The sequence below is a fragment of the Janthinobacterium agaricidamnosum NBRC 102515 = DSM 9628 genome (assembly GCF_000723165.1).
GTDB classification, from domain to species: domain Bacteria; phylum Pseudomonadota; class Gammaproteobacteria; order Burkholderiales; family Burkholderiaceae_D; genus Janthinobacterium; species Janthinobacterium agaricidamnosum.
In genome coordinates this window covers 4,321,441-4,338,113 of sequence record NZ_HG322949.1, presented here as the reverse complement: position 1 = coordinate 4,338,113, position 16,673 = coordinate 4,321,441, and the positions used below count along the sequence as shown (strand labels likewise).

The 16,673-nt window shown below is 60.3% G+C and carries 14 protein-coding genes and 1 tRNA gene; all 15 read left to right on the top strand.

Features of this window, described 5'->3' with window-relative positions:
* Positions 1-82: 82 nt before the first annotated feature.
* The 15 genes from GJA_RS18600 (at position 83) to GJA_RS18530 (ending at position 16,646) form a co-directional block, all read left to right on the top strand.
* Positions 83-1,555, top strand: coding sequence for an MBOAT family O-acyltransferase (locus tag GJA_RS18600; RefSeq protein WP_038495148.1), 1,473 nt, complete (start codon positions 83-85; stop codon positions 1,553-1,555).
* 8 nt (positions 1,556-1,563) lie between these two features.
* Positions 1,564-2,592, top strand: coding sequence for an alginate O-acetyltransferase AlgX-related protein (locus GJA_RS18595; protein ID WP_144241593.1), 1,029 nt, complete (start codon positions 1,564-1,566; stop codon positions 2,590-2,592).
* Between the two features lie 73 nt (positions 2,593-2,665).
* Positions 2,666-2,740: transfer RNA gene (locus tag GJA_RS18590), tRNA-Arg, on the top strand.
* A 169-nt stretch (positions 2,741-2,909) separates the two neighbouring features.
* Positions 2,910-4,811: an ATP-binding cassette domain-containing protein gene (locus tag GJA_RS18585; protein ID WP_038495142.1), complete on the top strand. Its 1,902-nt coding sequence runs from the start codon at positions 2,910-2,912 to the stop codon at positions 4,809-4,811.
* 280 nt (positions 4,812-5,091) lie between these two features.
* Entirely contained in the window at positions 5,092-5,757 is a 666-nt protein-coding gene (locus GJA_RS18580) for a CAAX prenyl protease-related protein (RefSeq protein WP_038495139.1), read from the top strand.
* A 53-nt stretch (positions 5,758-5,810) separates the two neighbouring features.
* Positions 5,811-7,067 carry an XrtB/PEP-CTERM-associated polysaccharide biosynthesis outer membrane protein EpsL gene (epsL, locus tag GJA_RS18575; RefSeq protein WP_038500407.1) on the top strand — a complete coding sequence of 419 codons (1,257 nt, stop codon included), beginning with the start codon at positions 5,811-5,813 and terminating at the stop codon, positions 7,065-7,067.
* A gap of 14 nt (positions 7,068-7,081) precedes the next feature.
* A complete protein-coding gene (locus GJA_RS18570; RefSeq protein ID WP_038495136.1) occupies positions 7,082-8,464 on the top strand; it encodes an undecaprenyl-phosphate glucose phosphotransferase in 1,383 nt (460 codons plus the stop codon).
* Positions 8,465-8,603: 139 nt separating this feature from the next.
* A complete protein-coding gene (locus GJA_RS27510) occupies positions 8,604-8,933 on the top strand; it encodes a hypothetical protein (protein ID WP_144241592.1) in 330 nt (109 codons plus the stop codon).
* Positions 8,934-9,140: 207 nt separating this feature from the next.
* The gene (locus GJA_RS18560; protein ID WP_242404577.1) at positions 9,141-10,091 is read left to right on the top strand and encodes an EpsD family peptidyl-prolyl cis-trans isomerase; all 951 of its coding nucleotides are present in this window, start codon (positions 9,141-9,143) and stop codon (positions 10,089-10,091) included.
* A gap of 46 nt (positions 10,092-10,137) precedes the next feature.
* Positions 10,138-10,926 (top strand): polysaccharide export protein EpsE, encoded by a 789-nt coding sequence (gene epsE, locus GJA_RS18555; protein ID WP_038495128.1) that lies wholly within the window; start codon positions 10,138-10,140, stop codon positions 10,924-10,926.
* 180 nt (positions 10,927-11,106) lie between these two features.
* Positions 11,107-12,516, top strand: a complete 1,410-nt coding sequence (gene epsF, locus GJA_RS18550) for a chain length determinant protein EpsF (RefSeq protein WP_038495124.1) — start codon at positions 11,107-11,109, stop codon at positions 12,514-12,516.
* Between the two features lie 15 nt (positions 12,517-12,531).
* Positions 12,532-13,407 carry a chain length determinant protein tyrosine kinase EpsG gene (epsG, locus tag GJA_RS18545; protein ID WP_038500404.1) on the top strand — a complete coding sequence of 292 codons (876 nt, stop codon included), beginning with the start codon at positions 12,532-12,534 and terminating at the stop codon, positions 13,405-13,407.
* Positions 13,407-14,339 (top strand): exosortase B, encoded by a 933-nt coding sequence (gene xrtB / locus GJA_RS18540; RefSeq protein ID WP_081905483.1) that lies wholly within the window; start codon positions 13,407-13,409, stop codon positions 14,337-14,339. The genes epsG and xrtB overlap by 1 nt, the downstream gene beginning before the upstream one ends.
* Positions 14,336-15,043, top strand: a complete 708-nt coding sequence (gene epsI, locus GJA_RS18535; RefSeq protein WP_051781103.1) for an exosortase-associated protein EpsI, B-type — start codon at positions 14,336-14,338, stop codon at positions 15,041-15,043. The genes xrtB and epsI overlap by 4 nt, the downstream gene beginning before the upstream one ends.
* A 52-nt stretch (positions 15,044-15,095) precedes the next feature.
* Positions 15,096-16,646, top strand: coding sequence for a hypothetical protein (locus GJA_RS18530; protein WP_038495121.1), 1,551 nt, complete (start codon positions 15,096-15,098; stop codon positions 16,644-16,646).
* Positions 16,647-16,673: the final 27 nt, after the last annotated feature.

The following is a 16,673-nucleotide window of genomic DNA, read 5'->3' as shown; positions in this document are numbered from 1 at the left end:
AAATCATATAAATGATACAATCGCAACGAATTTTTTGAGATCCCATTACCTATGGGTAACTTACTTGTGTTGAGATTGCCCAGTGCTATTTAATTCATTTCCGTTTTTTCTCGTATTCCTGCCGCTGGCCCTGCTTGCTTATTTTGTTTTATCGACCTATTCGCTGCGCCTGTCGATCATCTTCCTGCTGCTGGCGTCGATCGCCTTCTATTGCTACTGGGATATCGCCTTCTTGCCCTTGCTGGGGGTGTCGATATGCAGCAACTTTGTCATCGGCCGCGCTATTTCGCAGCGCCGCGAAGTAGGGCGCTTGCCGGCCGCCAAGACCTGGCTGGTGTGCGGGCTGGTGTTCAATTTGTCCTTGCTGGTGTTTTTCAAGTATGCCGACTTTTTAATCGGCAACCTGGCCTGGCTGACCGGCGCGCCGTGGCGGACTATCGGCATTGCCTTGCCGATTGGCATCTCCTTTTTTACTTTCACGCAAATCGCCTACCTGGTCGATTGTCACGCCGGCAAGGTCAAGGATTACCAGCCTGAAAGCTATGGCTTGTTCGTCACGTATTTTCCGCACCTGATCGCCGGCCCTATCCTGCATCACAAGGACATGATGCCGCAATTCGAGCGGCCGGCTTCGCATGTATTCAGCCGCGGCCGCATTGTCGTCGGGCTGTCGTTCTTTACCATCGGCTTGTTCAAGAAAGTGATCCTGGCCGATGGCGTGGCGCGCTTTGTCGGGCCGGTGTTCGACCTGCATTACCACCACCTGAGCATGCTGGAAGCGTGGGCCGGCGCGCTGGCCTACACCTTCCAGCTGTATTTCGATTTTTCGGCGTATTCCGACATGGCTTACGGCTTGTCCTATCTGTTCGGCATCGTCTTGCCGATCAATTTCGATTCGCCCTACAAGGCCACGTCGATCATCGAGTTCTGGCGCCGCTGGCATATCACGCTGTCCAATTTCTTGCGCGATTATCTGTATATCCCGCTGGGCGGCAACCGCAAGGGCAGCATGCAGCGCTACCTGAACTTGCTGATCACCATGGTGCTGGGCGGCTTGTGGCATGGCGCCAACTGGACTTACCTGCTGTGGGGCGCGCTGCATGGCTTGTACCTGATCGTCAACCACGCGCTGCGGCGTCTGCTGGGCGGCCGCGACAGTCTACTCATCCGCGTGCCGGGCGCCGCCGCCACGTTCCTGGCGGTGGTGCTGGCCTGGGTGTTTTTCCGCGCCGCTTCGGTGCCGGTCGCGCTGGATCTGCTCAACGGCATGGCCGGCGGCACCTTGACGCCGGCCATGCAAGGCACGCTGCTGGGCGTCAACCGCATCATGCAACTCGATATGTGCTTATGGTGGCTGGCCGCTTGCGCCATGGTCGCGTTCCTGTTGCCGAACGCCTACCAGTTACTGGGACGCGGCATGCGCCCGGAACAGGAACGCGCGCTGGAAGGCACGCGCGGCAGCATGTTGCTGGGCGCCTTGCTGATGCTGTGTTTCCTGCTGCTGGCCATCAGCGAAACGCGCGGCGTGTCCGAATTCCTGTATTTTAATTTTTAGGCGGCAACATGCGTACTTCAATCGCAATCGGTGTGGGAGCGGCGGCCATGGCGCTGGTACTGGAAGTCGCCTTGCAATGCGTGCCGGTGTTTTCCGGCTTGCGGCTGGCGGCCAGCGACGCCGCTACGCCGTTCAGCCGTTATTTGCCGGAACAAAAATATGTGTATTCGTTTGGCTGGGCGCTGGACAATGCGCGGCGCGGCCAAACCAATCTGCAGGGTTTCACCAATTCGGCCGACTTCAAGGACGATGCGCGGGTGCTGGTGATCGGCGACAGCTTCATCGAAAGCCTGATGCTGGATTATCCCGATACCGTGCAAGGCCGGCTGGACCACGCGCTGGGCGGCGCGGTGTATGCGGCGTCGAGTTCGGGCAACGGCCTGGCCGACAGCCTGGACGTGCTGGCGTATTATGTGCCGCGCATTCATCCGCGCAACGTGGTGCTGTTTGTCGAGCCGAACGACTTGTCCGACATCCTGGCACCCGCGGTGCGTGGCCACAGCAATTTCGAGGTCAGCCACGGCGCGGTGCGGGTGGTGCATCAAGCGTACACCGAACCGAAGGCGAAGCTGCTGGTGTCGCGTTCGGCGCTGGCGCGCTATATTTATTACAGCCTCAGATTGCCGGACTGGCTGTCGTCCAAATGGCGCAGCCTGGGCCGGCCAGCGGCCGCGTCAGTGGCGGCCGCAGCCGCGACAGGCCCCGATCCGGCGCGCGGCGCCGCCGTCGAGTATTACCTGAACCGCCTGCAAGCGCTGGGCGCGGCCAGCGGCATCAACTTCGTGTTCCTGGTCGATGGCGACCGCAAGGCGCTGTACGGCCCGGGCCAGGTGGCGCCGGGCTGGCATGGCGACGACCGGCAATTCTTTATCGCCAGCGCAGAAAAACATGGTTACAAGGTGGCCGACATGCAGCCGGTGTTTGCCGCCCACTGGGCGGCGCGGCAAGAGCGCATGGACTTCCTGCCGATGGATGGCCACTGGAATCCGGTGGCGCATGCTTTGGCTGCGCAGCAAGTGTTGCCTTTGCTCGATTAGCTGGAGAAAAAACCATCAGAGTAGTCCGTGCTACCCATGTGAAAGGCAACTCTGTATAATCCCGTGCTCGTGTGTCGCCATCGTACAATGGATAGTACAAGGTCCTCCTAAGACTTAAATGCAGGTTCGATTCCTGCTGGCGACACCATCTTCCCGCTGATGCCTGATAATTCCCTTTCTGCAACATCATCTTCACGGCTATTCGCCGATAAATGGCGCTCACTGTCCGACTATCGGTACAATGCGTGCTTCATTCATCCAATCGGGGCGCCTGCCACTGACCGTGGCCAATAGCGTCCGAATACCTTTCATTCATTATGGCTGTCATCTCTCTTTCATCGGCGCAACTCGCGTTCGGTCACGTCGCGCTGCTCGACCACGCGGAATTTTCACTGGAAACGACCGAGCGGGTCGGTCTGATCGGGCGCAACGGCACCGGTAAATCCTCTTTGCTGAAAGTCATTTCCGGCAAATTCAAGCTCGACGATGGCTTGCTGGTCATGCAGCAAGGCTTGAAAATCGCCTATGTCGAGCAAGAACCGCAATTCGATCCGGGCATGTCGGTGTACGACGCGGTCGCGTCCGGCATGGGCGATTTGCAGGCGCTGTTGTCGGAATACGACAGCCTGACCGGCCAGTTCGGCCAGGGCGATGACGACGCGCTGATGGAACGGATGCACGAGGTCCAGGTCAAGCTGGATGCGGCCGATGGCTGGAGCTTGCCGAACAAGGTCGAAACCGTGCTGGGCCGTTTGAACCTGGCTGGCGGCATGTTGATGAAAACCCTGTCGGGCGGGATGCAGAAGCGGGTCGCGCTGGCGCGCGCGCTGGTGTCGGCGCCGGACGTGCTGCTGCTCGATGAACCGACCAACCACCTGGATTTCACGTCGATCCTGTGGCTGGAAGGCTTGTTGCGCGACTACAAGGGCAGCGTGCTGTTCATTACCCATGACCGTTCCTTCCTCGACAATGTGGCGACCCGCATCATCGAACTGGACCGTGGCCGCTTGCTGTCCTATCCAGGCAACTTTAGCGCCTATCAAGTGCGCAAGAGCGAACAGCTGGAAATCGAAGAGGTGGAAAACGCCAAGTTCGACAAATTCCTGGCGCAAGAGGAGGTCTGGATACGCAAGGGCGTCAAGGCGCGCCGGGTGCGCGACGAAGGCCGCGTGCGCCGCCTGGAAGCATTGCGCCTGACGCGCAGCGCGCGCCGCGAACAGCAAGGCCAGGTCAACCTGAACGTGTCGGCCGGCGAACGCTCCGGCAAGATCGTCGCGGAACTGGAAAACGTCTCCAAGGTGTACGGTGAGAAAGTCATCGTGCGCGATTTCACCGGCACCATCTTGCGTGGCGACAAGGTCGGCTTGATCGGCGCCAACGGCGCCGGCAAGACCACCTTGCTGAAAATGATATTGGGCCAGGAAGAATCCGACACCGGCACGATACGCCTGGGTACCAAGTTGCAGGTCGCGTATTTCGACCAGATGCGCACCCAGCTGAATGAAGAGGCGAACTTGATGGAAACCATCGCGCCGGGCAGCGACTGGGTTGAAATCAATGGCCAGCGCAAGCACGTGATGACCTACCTGAACGATTTCCTGTTCGCGCCGGAACGGGCCCGCTCGCCGGTCAAGTCGTTGTCGGGCGGCGAACGCAACCGTTTGCTGCTGGCGCGCCTGTTCGCCAAGCCGGCCAACGTGCTGGTGCTCGACGAACCGACCAATGACCTGGATATCGATACGCTGGAATTGCTCGAAGAGTTGCTGGAAGAGTATACCGGCACCGTCTTCCTGGTCAGCCATGACCGCACCTTCCTCGACAACGTGGTGACCCAGGTGATCGTCGCCGAAGGCGAGGGCAAGTGGCGCGAATTCGTCGGCGGTTATTCCGACTGGGAGCGGGTGCGCAGCATCGCCCCGGCGACGCCGGTGGCCGGCAGCGCCAGGCCGGCCGCCAAGGTGGAAGCGGCCGCCGCCCAGCCAGCCGTTGCCCGGCAAAAAAAGCTCAGCTACAAGGAGCAGCGCGAACTCGATGAATTGCCGGTGCTGATCGCCAGCCTGGAAGACGAGCAGGCAGTGATCGCGGCGCAACTGTCGCATCCCGATTTTTACAAGAAGACCCCGGCCGAAGGCAAGCGCCTGAACGCCCGTGTCGCTGAAATCGAGACGCTGCTGCTGGAAGCGCTGGAAAAATGGGAAACCATCGAGGCGCGCACCTAGGCTTATCATCAAAAATTGCTTAGTGTCAAGAGTTGCTTAGCCGAAAAATTGATTAAACACAAATTGACTAATCGCAAATTGATTAACCGCAAACATTTTGTTTTCAGTATCAACTGTTGTAATTCAGATAGGTCTCTTCCCCAAAGAGACCTGTGCTTGATATAATCATTTGATTAATGTTTTTATATCGAGGTACGCATGTTTTCAACAGAGAACATGCCAGCCGGAGGGCCGCAAGCTGGCGTGGAGTCCGGGCTGGGGCAGGCCTGCCGGATGGCGCATGTTTGAGCGGGCCGCACTGGTCCGGGTCTTGCCCTTCGCGCTCTACCTTTCCTTTATCCTTATCGACGACATGCTGCGCCGTTTCGGCTGGCCGGCGCATGCATTGCGCTGGCTGTACGGCATCAAGATCGGCGCCGTGCTGACCGTGCTGATCGCTTGCCGGCGTCATTACGGCGAATTGCGCTGGGTCCGCCCCAGCCCGCGCGGCTTGCTGCTGTCGCTGCTGACCGGCTTGCTGGTGCTGGTATTGTGGGTCAAGCTGGACGCCGGCTGGATGAGCATCGGCAGCAGCGCCGGTTTCGATCCGCGTGGCGACGGCGGCATCATCGACTGGCGCCTGGTGGCCATGCGCATCGCCGGCGCGGCGCTGGTGGTGCCGGTGATGGAGGAGTTGTTCTGGCGCTCGTTCCTGATGCGCTGGATCGATGCGCCCGATTTTTTGAAGCGCGCACCGGCGCAGGTCAGCGCCAGGGCATTTGCCGTCTCGGTGCTGCTGTTTGGGTTTGAACACAATCTGTGGCTGGCCGGTTTAGTCGCCGGGGCCGCCTACAGCGTGTTGTATATGCGCAGCCAGTCGCTGTGGCCGCCGATCATTGCGCATGCTGTCACGAATGCGGGTTTGGGCGTGTGGATTGTTACTACTGGTCATTGGACTTACTGGTAGTATTTGTTATCTATTGGCTATCTGCTGTTGGACTCTCAAAAAGACGAATGACCATGTTGAATCTCTTGCGAAAAAACATCAGTTGCGAATGGATAGCGTTGCCCTTGCCGGCGCCGCGCCGCGCGCTGATCAGCTCGCTTCTGCTGGCTGGCGGCGCCTTGGGCGCCGGACCGGCGCTGGCCGAGATCAGCGACACCATCAAGCCCTTTATCGCCACCGCCTATTCTTACGACGATAACCTGTTGCGGCTGCCGGACGGCGTCGAGGGGCAGGGCGGCGGCCGCGGCGATACCGCGCGCCAGATCCAGGCCGGCTTCCTGTTCAACCGGCCGATCGGCCGGCAAGTTCTTTCCGGCCAGGCCAAGTGGTCGAAAGTGAGCTTTAAGCACTTCAAGGACCTCGATTATGATGGCAAGGATTTCCTGGCGGATTGGGAATGGCATCTCGCTAATCATTTGCAAGGCCATCTCGGCGCCAGCTATAACCAGACCTTGACGCCGTTTTCCGATTTCCAGAGCAGCGAGCGCAATCTGCGGGTCCAGCGGCGCGATTATTTCGACGTCGCCTGGCGCTTCCATCCAAGCTGGCGGGTGCGCGGCGCGCTCTCGCATGAAAGCTACAACTACGACTTGAGTACCCAGCGGTTTAACAACCGCAGCGAAAACGCGGCCGAGGTCGGCGGCGATTACCTGGCCTCCAGCGACAGCCGGATCGGTTTCCAGGTACGCCATTCGCACTCGGTCTACCAGCAGCCGCGCCTGATCGAAGCGGCGTTCGTCGAAGACAGTTTCGACCAGGATGAGGCGAAGGCGAATATCTATTGGTATTTCAGCGGCATCACGCAACTGGAATTCATCGGCGGCTGGGCCACCCGCCGTTATGCCTTCCTGAATGCGCGCGACGCCAGCGGCTTGAACGCGCGCACCAATCTGTACTGGGCGCCGCTGGGCAAGCTGCGTTTCACCGGCAGCGCGTGGCGCGAATTCTCGGTGGTCGAAAGCGTTATTTTCAACAATAGCCTGAACCAGGGCGTCAGCCTCGGCGCGACCTGGGATGCGACCGGCAAGATCCGCGTCGATGCCTCGGTGCGCCGCGAAAAACGCGATTTCAACGGCAGCGGCGTGGCGGCGGCGGGCGGCGATGTCAGCGACCGCGGCCATGGCGCCACGCTGGGCTTCAGTTATGTGCCGTACCGCCAGGTGCAGTTGGGCGTCAGCGTGTTTGTCGACGTGCGCGACGGTTCGCCAATAGTGGGTACCAATAGTTTCCACGCCAAGGGCGCCTCGGTTAACGCCAGCGTCCAGTTTTAAGGTTACAGAATCCGATGACTGTCAGCGATATTCCTCTTATTTCATTTTTCCAGCGGGTACTCGATCCCGTGATCATCATGGGCGCGCTCTACCTGCTGTGCCTGATGTCGGGCGAGCCGTTCACCGGTTATTCGCTGGTCTTGATGATACTGGCATTCTTCATTTCGTCGTCGGTCTACCAATACGTCGACCCTTACCGTACCTGGCGCAGCGGCCGCATGCTGGCTTACGCGCGCGATATCTTCGTCGGCTGGGGCCTGACGGTGCTGATCCTGGTTTTCCTCGGCTCGGTTACCGGCCTGGCCTATCACTTCGAAGAGCGGGTGGTGCTGGGCTGGTTTGTGCTGACGCCATTTCTGTTGCTGGCCAGCCACCTGGCGGCGCGCCAGCTGGTGTCCGATCCGGGCCAGAGCCGGGAAGTGCGCTCGGTGGTGATCATCGGCGCCAACGAGGCCAGCATCAAACTGGCGGCCACCATCGCGCGCCATCCGAATCTGTTCATGCGCGTGCGCGGTTATTTCGACGACCGCACCGAAGACCGCTGGCCGGTGGCGATGCGCGAGCCGATGCTGGGCAATATGCAGGATATCGCCGCCTATGTGCGGGAACATAATATCAAGATCATCTTCATCAGCCAGCCGATCTCGGCCCAGCCGCGCATCCGCAAACTGCTCGATGAATTACAAGACACCACCGCCTCGGTTTATTTCCTGCCGGATATTTATCTGTTCGACCTGATGCAAGCCCGTTTCGACAATGTCGGCGGCGTGCCGGTGATCGCCATCTGCGAATCGCCGTTTACCGGTTTTAACAGCATGATCAAGCGCGCCAGCGATATCGTGCTCGGCTTGCTGATCCAGGTCCTGCTGTTGCCGCTGATGGTGCTGATCGCCATCGCCGTCAAGGTGACCTCGCCCGGGCCGGTGATTTTCCGCCAGCGCCGCTACGGCCTGTATGGCGAGGAAATCATCGTCTACAAATTCCGCTCGATGACGGTCAGCGAAGATGGCAATAAGGTGGTGCAAGCGACCAAGAATGACCAGCGCGTCACGCGCATCGGCGGCTTCTTGCGGCGCAGTTCGCTCGATGAATTGCCGCAATTCCTGAATGTCTTGCAAGGACGCATGAGCATTGTCGGACCGCGCCCGCATGCGGTGGCGCACAACGAGCAATACCGCAAGCTGATCAAGGGATATATGCTGCGTCACAAGGTCAAGCCCGGCATTACCGGCTGGGCCCAGGTGAATGGCTTGCGCGGCGAAACCGAGACGCTCGACAAGATGGAGGCGCGCATCCATTTCGACCTCGACTACCTGCGCAACTGGTCGCTGTGGCTGGACTTGTGGATTATCGTAAAGACCGTCAAGGTGGTGCTGAAGCGCGATAACGCGCATTGAGGTGTGGTGGCGGCGAGACAGCGTGCCGCGTGATTGCCGCGGCATGGTTTTAAAGAGTAATAAACGCTAAAATAGCTGCACCGCGGCGCCTGCCAGGCAGCGCGGGCCACGGCTCCTGAAACAATTTATGGGTCGGAACATGGCAGCACTCCCTATGACAGGCGTGGCGCGCAAGTGCGCCGCGCAGCCGGTCCAGCGCCCCGATGCATGCCGCTGCCGCACAATTGCAAGATCAACCGGCCGGCCGCTGGGCGTCAGCAGCCGGCCGCGCTTCCCCGGCCAGAACGCCGCCGGTGATGGTAGCCATACTGTCATCCGTATTAAAACGATAGTCCCGCGCGAGGCTGGACGCGGCAACTGGCCCCCCGATCCGCGCCGCATCAATGCAGTGTTCTCCAAGGATGTTATTATATTGAAAATATTGAATAAAAATAATTTCCAAAAGAGATTTATTTTATGCTGGAAATAGTTATTTTTATGTCTGCTTCATAGTTTTTTAGGCAAATAATTTTGTTAATGCTATGCACCGCGAGTGACCTTATTTATAATCTTGTTAATTGTGTCGCCAGGCGTGTATACATGTAAAGAAATGCCAGCATCATTGCGGCACTTACCTAATTCCGAAGGAGTAATTTTGAAACACTTTGATCTCGCAGCCATGACGGCAAGCCCGAAAATGTCATCCCAACGTGTATTGTGCGCCGGCCTGGTGCTGCTGGCCGCCGTCGGTTTGTCGGCATGCGGCGACAAGGAAAAGAAATCCGGCCAGGCGCTGGCCAGCGTCAATGGCAAAGAAATTACTGTATTGCAATTGAATGAAGAATTGCAGCGCTCCGGCGTGCAGGCGGCGCAGCAGGAAGCGGCCAGCAAGCAATTGCTGGAAGCGCTGATCGACCGCCAGCTGCTGGAAAACGAGGCGAGCAAGGACAAGACCGACCGCGACCCGAAAGTCATGCAGGCGATCGAACGCGCCAAGTCGCTGATCGTGGCCCAGGCGTATATGCAAAAACGCATCGGCAACGTCGCCAAGCCGACCGAGGCTGAAGTGGAAGACTATTTCACCAAGCATCCTGAATTCTTTACTCAGCGCAAGCAGTTCGACATGAAGGAATTGGTCATCGCCAGCGCCGACATGAACGACGAATTGAAAAAAGCGATGGATGGCGCCAAGTCGCTCGAAGAAGTCGCGGTCTGGCTCGACGCGCACCAGCTCAAGTATGTGCGCACCCAGTTGTCGCGCACCAGCGCCGACCTGGCGCCCGAATTGAGCGCCAAGCTGCTGGCGATGCCGAAAGGCCAGTTGTTCATCATCCGCGAAGGCGACCGCAGCCTGCTTATTTCGATCGCCGACATCAAGGATAGCCCGGTCACGCTGGCGGTGGCTTCGCAGCAAATCCAGCAATTCCTGTTCAACAAGAAAAACAAGGATGCGGCCGACGCCGAACTGGCGCGGCTGCGCGCGACGGCCAAGATCGAGTACCTGAACAAGGGCGCGCCAGCGTCGGCTTCCGCTGCGGCTTCGGCAGCGGCACCGGCAGCGGCTCCGGCTCCGGCTCCGGCCCCGGCGGCGGAGTCGTCCAGCCCGGTCAGCGCAGCGCATGAACGGGGCGTGGCGGGCTTGAAGTAAGCAAGGCTTTTTCAGACATCATTCAACACTTGAAATCAGGTACATCATGAAACGACTGGCAATCTGGATTTTGGCAGCCTTCCTGGCCATGGGGGCCGGCGTCGCGGCGGCCGCCGACGTGTTGCTGGGGGCTGGCGACGTGCTGAAAATTTCCGTCTACGGCAGTCCCGACCTGGCGCTGGAAACCCGCATCAGCGAAGCCGGCGACATCACCTTCCCGCTGGTCGGCACGGTCGCCATCGGCGGCTTGTCGACGTCGGCGGCCGAAAAGAAAATCGGCGGCTTGCTGGAAGAGGGCGGTTTCTTGCGCAAGGCGCAAGTCAATATCATCGTCACCGTGCTGCAAAGCCAGCAAGTGTCGGTGCTGGGCCAGGTCAACCGGCCGGGACGCTATCCGATCGAAGGCAAGCGCAGCCTGATGGACATGCTGGCCATGGCCGGCGGCGTCGGCCCCGACGGCGGCGATAGCGTGACGCTGGTGCGCAAGCGCAACGGGAGCACGACCAAGGAAGTCATCGACATCATCGACATGGTGCGTAATGCCGACCTGAACCGCGATTTCGACGTCGGCGGCAATGACGTGGTGTTTGTCGAACGGGCGCCGAAGTTTTACATTTATGGCGAAGTGCAGCGTCCCGGCGCGTTCCGCCTGGAGCGCTCGATGACGGTGTTGCAGGCGCTGGCCACCGGCGGCGGGCTGACCCAGCGCGGCACCGAGCGTGGCGTGCGCATCAAGCGGCGCGACGCGGCCGGCGTGGTGCAGATCATCGACGCCAAGCACGACGACCTGTTGCAGGTCGACGATGTGCTGTATGTCAAGGAAAGCTGGTTCTAACAATGAGCACCTCGAAAAACCTGCTGCGCAGCCCACTTTCGGGTCGGCGTTGCTCGCTGTACTCAAGTACGGCTGCGCTACTCAAGCCGATACCGGGCTTGCTCGCTACGGTTTTTCAAGGTGCCTTGCTGTATTAATCGTGGTCTTGCTATTCCGCCTTACCATCTTGAGAGTTTGAACATGAATTTTGCCCAGTTTTTCTTGATCTTGCGCGCGCGCAAATGGATCTTCCTGATCACCTTGCTGGTGACCGTGACGGCGACGGCGGTGATCAGCCTGAGCTTGCCGAAGACCTACAAGGCCACCAGTTCGCTGTTGCTGAACTATAAGGGGGTCGATCCGCTGACCGGCCTGAGCATGCCGGGCCAGCTGTTGCCGGGTTATATGGCGACCCAGGTCGATATCATCAGCAGCAAGAATGTCGCCTTGCGCGTCGTCGATCAGTTGAAGCTGGACCAAAGCCCGGCGGTGAACATCCAGTTCACCCAGGCCACCGGCGGCAAGGGTACCTTGCGCGACTGGCTGGCCGACCTGTTGCTGGGCAAGCTGGAAATCGTGCCGTCGCGCGAAAGCAGCGTGGTCGACATCAGCTTCAAGGGCAGCGATCCGCAATTCGTCGCCGCGATCGCCAATGCGTTCGCCGAGGAATACCAGAAGACGAATATCCAGTTGAAGGTCGATCCGATGAAAAAAGCATCGGTGTACTTCAATGAGCAAACCAAGCTGCTGCGCGACGCGGTCGAAACGGCGCAAAGCCGGCTCTCGAAATACCAGCAGGAACACGGCATCGTCAGCGTCGACAACCGGCTTGACGTCGAATCGAACCGCCTGAACGACTTGTCGGCGCAACTGGTGGCGGCCCAAGGCCTGGCGATGGAAGCGGAGTCGCGCCGCCAGATGGCGCAGGGCCAGCAATCGGCCGAATCGCCGGACGTGGCCACCAATCCGCTGATCCAGAACTTGAAGATGGGCCTGGGCAGCGCCGAATCGAAGCTGGCCGAAGTGGCGCAGCGGCTGGACCGCAACCATCCGCAATACCTGAGCGCCAAGGCCGAGGTCGATAAATTGCGCGCCGACTTGAACGCGCAATTGAAAATCACCTCGAACAGCGTGGTCAACAATGCACAGATCATGCAGCAGCGCGAAGCGGCTATCCGTTCCGCGCTGGCCGCGCAAAAAGACAAGGTACTGGAATTGAACCGCACCCGCGATGAAATGGGCGTACTGGCCAAGGATGTCGAAAGCGCGCAAAAAGCGTTCGACGCGACTTCGCAGCGGTTTTCGCAAACCCGCATCGAAGGCCAGTCCGATCAGTCCGATATTTCGATCCTGAACCCGGCGGTGGTGCCGTTCCAGCCATCCGGCCCGAAAGTGCTGCTCAATACCGCGCTGGCGTTTTTCCTCGGTTCGCTGCTGGGGCTGGGTTTCACGCTGCTGGCCGAAATGCTGGACCGCCGGGTGCGCTCGGAAGACGACTTCAGCGACATGCTGAATATTCCGGTGCTGGCGGAGATCGAATGGAACGCGCCGGCGCGTCCGCGTTTCCGCGTGATCAATTCGTTTTTGCCGCGCAGCCTGCGCCTGAACTAAATCATGGAAGACAAGATGAACCATCCATCCCAGCCGACTCAGGCTTCCCTGTCTCACCCGCGGCGCGATTCGAGCATCGGCGGCCTGCTGCTCGAAGCCGGCAAGATCACGCCGGAAGACGCCGAAACCGTGCTGCGCATGCAAAAAGAGCTGGGCATCCGCTTCGGCGAGGCCGCGCTGCGGCTGGGTCTGATCACCGACGCCGACATCCAGCAGGTGCTGGCGCGCCAGTTCGATTATCCCTACCTGCAGCAAGGCGAGAAAAAATATGCGCCGGAACTGGTGGCGGCGTACCAGCCGTTCAGCCAGCAAGTTGAAAAACTGCGCGCCGTGCGCAGCCAGCTGATGCTGCGCTGGTTTGCCCGCAACCACAAGTCGCTGGTGGTGATGGGCGTCAATCCGGGCGATGGCGCCAGCCTGTGCGCGGCCAACCTGGCGGTGGTGTTTTCGCAACTGGGCGAGCGCACCTTGCTGGTCGACGGCAATCTGCGCACGCCGCGCCAGCAACAGATTTTCGACTTGAGCGCGCGCCAGGGCTTGTCCGACATGCTGGCCGGCCGCGCCGGCAACGATGTCATTTCCAAGGTCGAGTCCTTCGTGTCGCTGTCGGTGCTGAGTTCCGGCACCTTGCCGCCGAACCCGCAGGAATTGCTGAGCCGGCCATCGTTCGCCGAACTGGCGAATGGCCTGGAAAGCCAGTTCGACGTGGTACTGTACGACGCGTCGGCATTCAGCGTCGGCTCCGACGCGCTGGCGATCGCCGCGCGGGTCGGCGGCGTGCTGCTGGTGGCCCGCAAGAACCACACCCACGTCGCGGCGATCCACGCGATGAACGAGCAGGTGGTGCAAAGCGGCGCCGAAGTGCTGGGCTCGATACTGGTCGATTTCTGATGAGCGCCGCGCCTACCGCCGAGCAGGGCGCCGCAGCGTTGCCGCTGCGTCCGTCCTTGCCGCCCTTGCGCGATCTGCTGCTGGAATGGCTGCCGATCGCGGTCGGCTTCCTGACGCTGTTCATTCCATCGTTCTACACCTTCGCCACCGACATCTGGGGCGGCGAAGACCAGGCCCACAGCCCGATCATCCTCGGCCTGTCGTTCTGGCTGATCTATCGCCGCCGCGCCGAATTGCTGGCGTCGCGCCCGCAAGGCGTCGCATGGCTGGGCTGGAGCGTGTTCGTGCTGGGCATGCTGCTGTATATCGCCGGCCGTTCGCAACAAATCCTGGCATTCGAAATGGCGTCGTTCATCGTCGTCAGCGCCGCGCTGATCCTGATCAAGTTCGGCAACGCCGCCTTTCGCAAGGTCTGGTTCGCCTTCTTTTTCATGCTGTTCATGATCCCGCTGCCGAGCGCGGTGGTGGCGATGCTGACCATGCCGATGAAGATGGCGGTGTCGTACGCCACCGAACATTTGCTGTTCTGGCTCGGTTATCCGATTGCCCGCAGCGGCGTGATCTTGCAGATCGGCCAATACCAGCTGCTGGTCGCCGACGCCTGCGCCGGCTTGCAAACCTTGCTGGCGCTGGAGTCGCTGGGCTTGTTTTACCTGAACGTGGTGCAGCATACGTCGGCGTTCCGCAACATTACGCTGGCGATCCTGATCGTGCCGATCTCGTTCATCGCCAACGTCACGCGGGTGGTCGCGCTGACGCTGATTACCTATTATTTCGGCGACGCGGCCGGGCAGGGCTTCTTGCACGGCTTTGCCGGCATGGTGCTGTTTGTCAGCGCGCTGATCCTGATCCTGAGCCTGGATACGCTGCTGCAATGGCTGGTGCGCCGGCGCCAGACGCCACAGGTTGCCGCGAAGGAGGTGTCGCCATGAGTGCCGTGATGCATGCCAATATCAAGAAACCGTTCGCCATCGGCTGGGTGCTGTGCGGCCTGATGCTGCTCGGCGGCTGGGCCGCCAGGCTGGCCGAACCGACCATCCGCATCGCCGACAGCCATGCCCAGATCATGCTCGACAGCGCGGTGCCGAAACAATTCGGCGACTGGCGCGAAGATGTGTCGCAAGCGTCGGCGGTGATCAATCCGACCACCGAACAAGCCTTGCAGCGCATCTATGCGCAAACCCTGTCGCGCACCTACGTCAACCAGCGCGGCGCGCGCATCATGCTGTCGATCGCCTACGGCACCGACCAGCGCGACAACTTGTCGGTGCATTTCCCCGAAGGCTGTTATGGCGGCCAGGGTTTTGCCGTCACGGCCGTCGAGTCGGACGTGCTCAAGACCGGCCAGGGTACGTTGCCGGTGTCGCGCATGGTGGCCACGCTGAACAACCGCATCGAACCGATCAGTTATTGGGTGATGGTCGGTGAAAAAGCGGTGCGCGATTCGTGGGAAATGAAAAAGGTCAAGCTGGCCTACGCGCTGAAGCGCGAAATTCCCGACGCGACGCTGGTGCGGGTATCGAATATCGACCCGGACGCGCCCGAGGCTTACCAATTGCAGCAACAGTTCGTCAGCCAGATGTTCGATGCGATGACGCCGCAGGCGCGCCGCCATTTCAGCGGCTTTGCATTGTGAGCAGGGTAAACATGGTGAATCGGCACGGCATGACATTTTTGATGAAGGCAGCATGAGTTTTTTCCAGAAAACCGTTCCCCGGCCGGCCGCGGCGCACCATCCGTATGCGCCGCGCAAGCGCTCCAGCCGGCCCAGCCTGGCGCTGGGCCTGGCCGGGCTCGGGTTGCTGCTGCTGGCGGTGCTGCTGGGGATCGTCATCGGTCTCGGCTCTTACCAGCTGACGTTGGTGTTCAGCAGCTTGCTGCTGCTGGTGCCGGTGCTGTGGTTTGTCAATACGCGCATCTTCCTGACGCTGCTGTTTTTATTCATCTTCCTGATACCGGGCCCGTTTGCGCAATTCCTCCATTCGCGCATGGCGATCTGGATGAGCAGCGCGCTGGCCTTGCTGCTATTGTGCCGCACCTTGCTGGAAGTGTTCATCATCAAGGGCAAGACGCGCATCCTGCCATGGAACGGCGCCGGCTTGATGGTGGTGGCGGCCACCATCTACGTGGCGTTTTTCCTGTTCGGCCTGGCAGCCGGCAGCGGCACGCTGACGCAAGATATTTCCGCGCTGCGTTTCGGCTTGCCGATGTATGGCGTGCTGATCGTCATGTCGAGTAGCAAGTTTTCCGGGCGACGCCTTGAAATGATGTGGAAGCTGGTGCTGCTCATTACCTTGTTGCAATTGCCGCTGGTGACTTACCAGCATTTTTCGAGCGCGGGCCAGCTCAACTGGGATAATGTGGTCGGCACCTTCGGTCCGGGCATGAGCCCGCTGCTGGTGCTGTTTTCGCTGGCCGCGCTGCTGTATTGCCTGGCGCGCTGGTCGCGCGGCTTGACGCCGACCTGGCTGCTGTCGGCGATCTTCGTGGTGGCGGTGGCCAATATCCTGCTCACCGAAGTCAAGGCGATCGCGCTGTGGATGCCGCTCGGCCTGGTCCTCGTCATGCGGCGCCAGGTATTCCGCAACCTGGGTGCCTTCATCGCCTACGGCTGTTTCATCGTCGTCTTCATGGTGGCCACGTTCAGCGCCTATCAGGCGATGTACTGGGGCGAGTCCGGCACGTCCGGCAATACCTGGGAAGAAAAGCTGGATCATACCGGCGGTTATTTCTTCAACCCGTATGAAATCCAGTACGACACCGGTGAAATGGGCCGGGTCGCCTCGCTGTACCTGTGGTACCGCGATCCGTCGATCGACACGCTGCACCGCCTGATGGGCTATGGGCCGGGCGCCAGCACCATCAATACGACAGTCGGCAGCGGTATCATCGCGCGCCGCTACCTGCCGCTGGAAATCAACGCCAACGGCATGTCGGCGCTGCTGTGGGACGTCGGCATCCTCGGCGCGATCAGCTTTGTGTCGATGTCGGTGTTCGGCATCGTGGCGGGCTGGCGTTTCGTCGCGCGCGGCAATGCGCCGCCCAGCCAGCTGGCGATCGTCGATACCAGCGCCGTCATGCTGGTGCTGCTGCTGACCACGGTGATATACAACCGCACGCTGATCGATGAAACCACCGCGCAATTGCTGATGTTCTTTTGCATGGGCTGCATCGTGCAATGCTGCCGCTACGGCAAGGAGCCCGATCCGGATGAACCCGCCGGCGCCAAGCCTGGCTGACGCAGTTGTGCCGTGGCCCGACAAACG

What these genes read in the sequence shown, in the direction of transcription:
- GJA_RS18595 (WP_144241593.1), top strand. Translation starts at nt 1,564, where the DNA reads ATGCGTACTTCAATCGCAATCGGTGTGGGAGCGGCGGCCATGGCGCTG.
- GJA_RS18585 (WP_038495142.1), top strand. Translation starts at nt 2,910, where the DNA reads ATGGCTGTCATCTCTCTTTCATCGGCGCAACTCGCGTTCGGTCACGTC.
- GJA_RS18580 (WP_038495139.1), top strand. Translation starts at nt 5,092, where the DNA reads ATGTTTGAGCGGGCCGCACTGGTCCGGGTCTTGCCCTTCGCGCTCTAC.
- epsL (WP_038500407.1), top strand. Translation starts at nt 5,811, where the DNA reads ATGTTGAATCTCTTGCGAAAAAACATCAGTTGCGAATGGATAGCGTTG.
- GJA_RS18570 (WP_038495136.1), top strand. Translation starts at nt 7,082, where the DNA reads ATGACTGTCAGCGATATTCCTCTTATTTCATTTTTCCAGCGGGTACTC.
- GJA_RS27510 (WP_144241592.1), top strand. Translation starts at nt 8,604, where the DNA reads ATGGCAGCACTCCCTATGACAGGCGTGGCGCGCAAGTGCGCCGCGCAG.
- GJA_RS18560 (WP_242404577.1), top strand. Translation starts at nt 9,141, where the DNA reads ATGTCATCCCAACGTGTATTGTGCGCCGGCCTGGTGCTGCTGGCCGCC.
- epsE (WP_038495128.1), top strand. Translation starts at nt 10,138, where the DNA reads ATGAAACGACTGGCAATCTGGATTTTGGCAGCCTTCCTGGCCATGGGG.
- epsF (WP_038495124.1), top strand. Translation starts at nt 11,107, where the DNA reads ATGAATTTTGCCCAGTTTTTCTTGATCTTGCGCGCGCGCAAATGGATC.
- epsG (WP_038500404.1), top strand. Translation starts at nt 12,532, where the DNA reads ATGAACCATCCATCCCAGCCGACTCAGGCTTCCCTGTCTCACCCGCGG.
- xrtB (WP_081905483.1), top strand. Translation starts at nt 13,407, where the DNA reads ATGAGCGCCGCGCCTACCGCCGAGCAGGGCGCCGCAGCGTTGCCGCTG.
- epsI (WP_051781103.1), top strand. Translation starts at nt 14,336, where the DNA reads ATGAGTGCCGTGATGCATGCCAATATCAAGAAACCGTTCGCCATCGGC.
- GJA_RS18530 (WP_038495121.1), top strand. Translation starts at nt 15,096, where the DNA reads ATGAGTTTTTTCCAGAAAACCGTTCCCCGGCCGGCCGCGGCGCACCAT.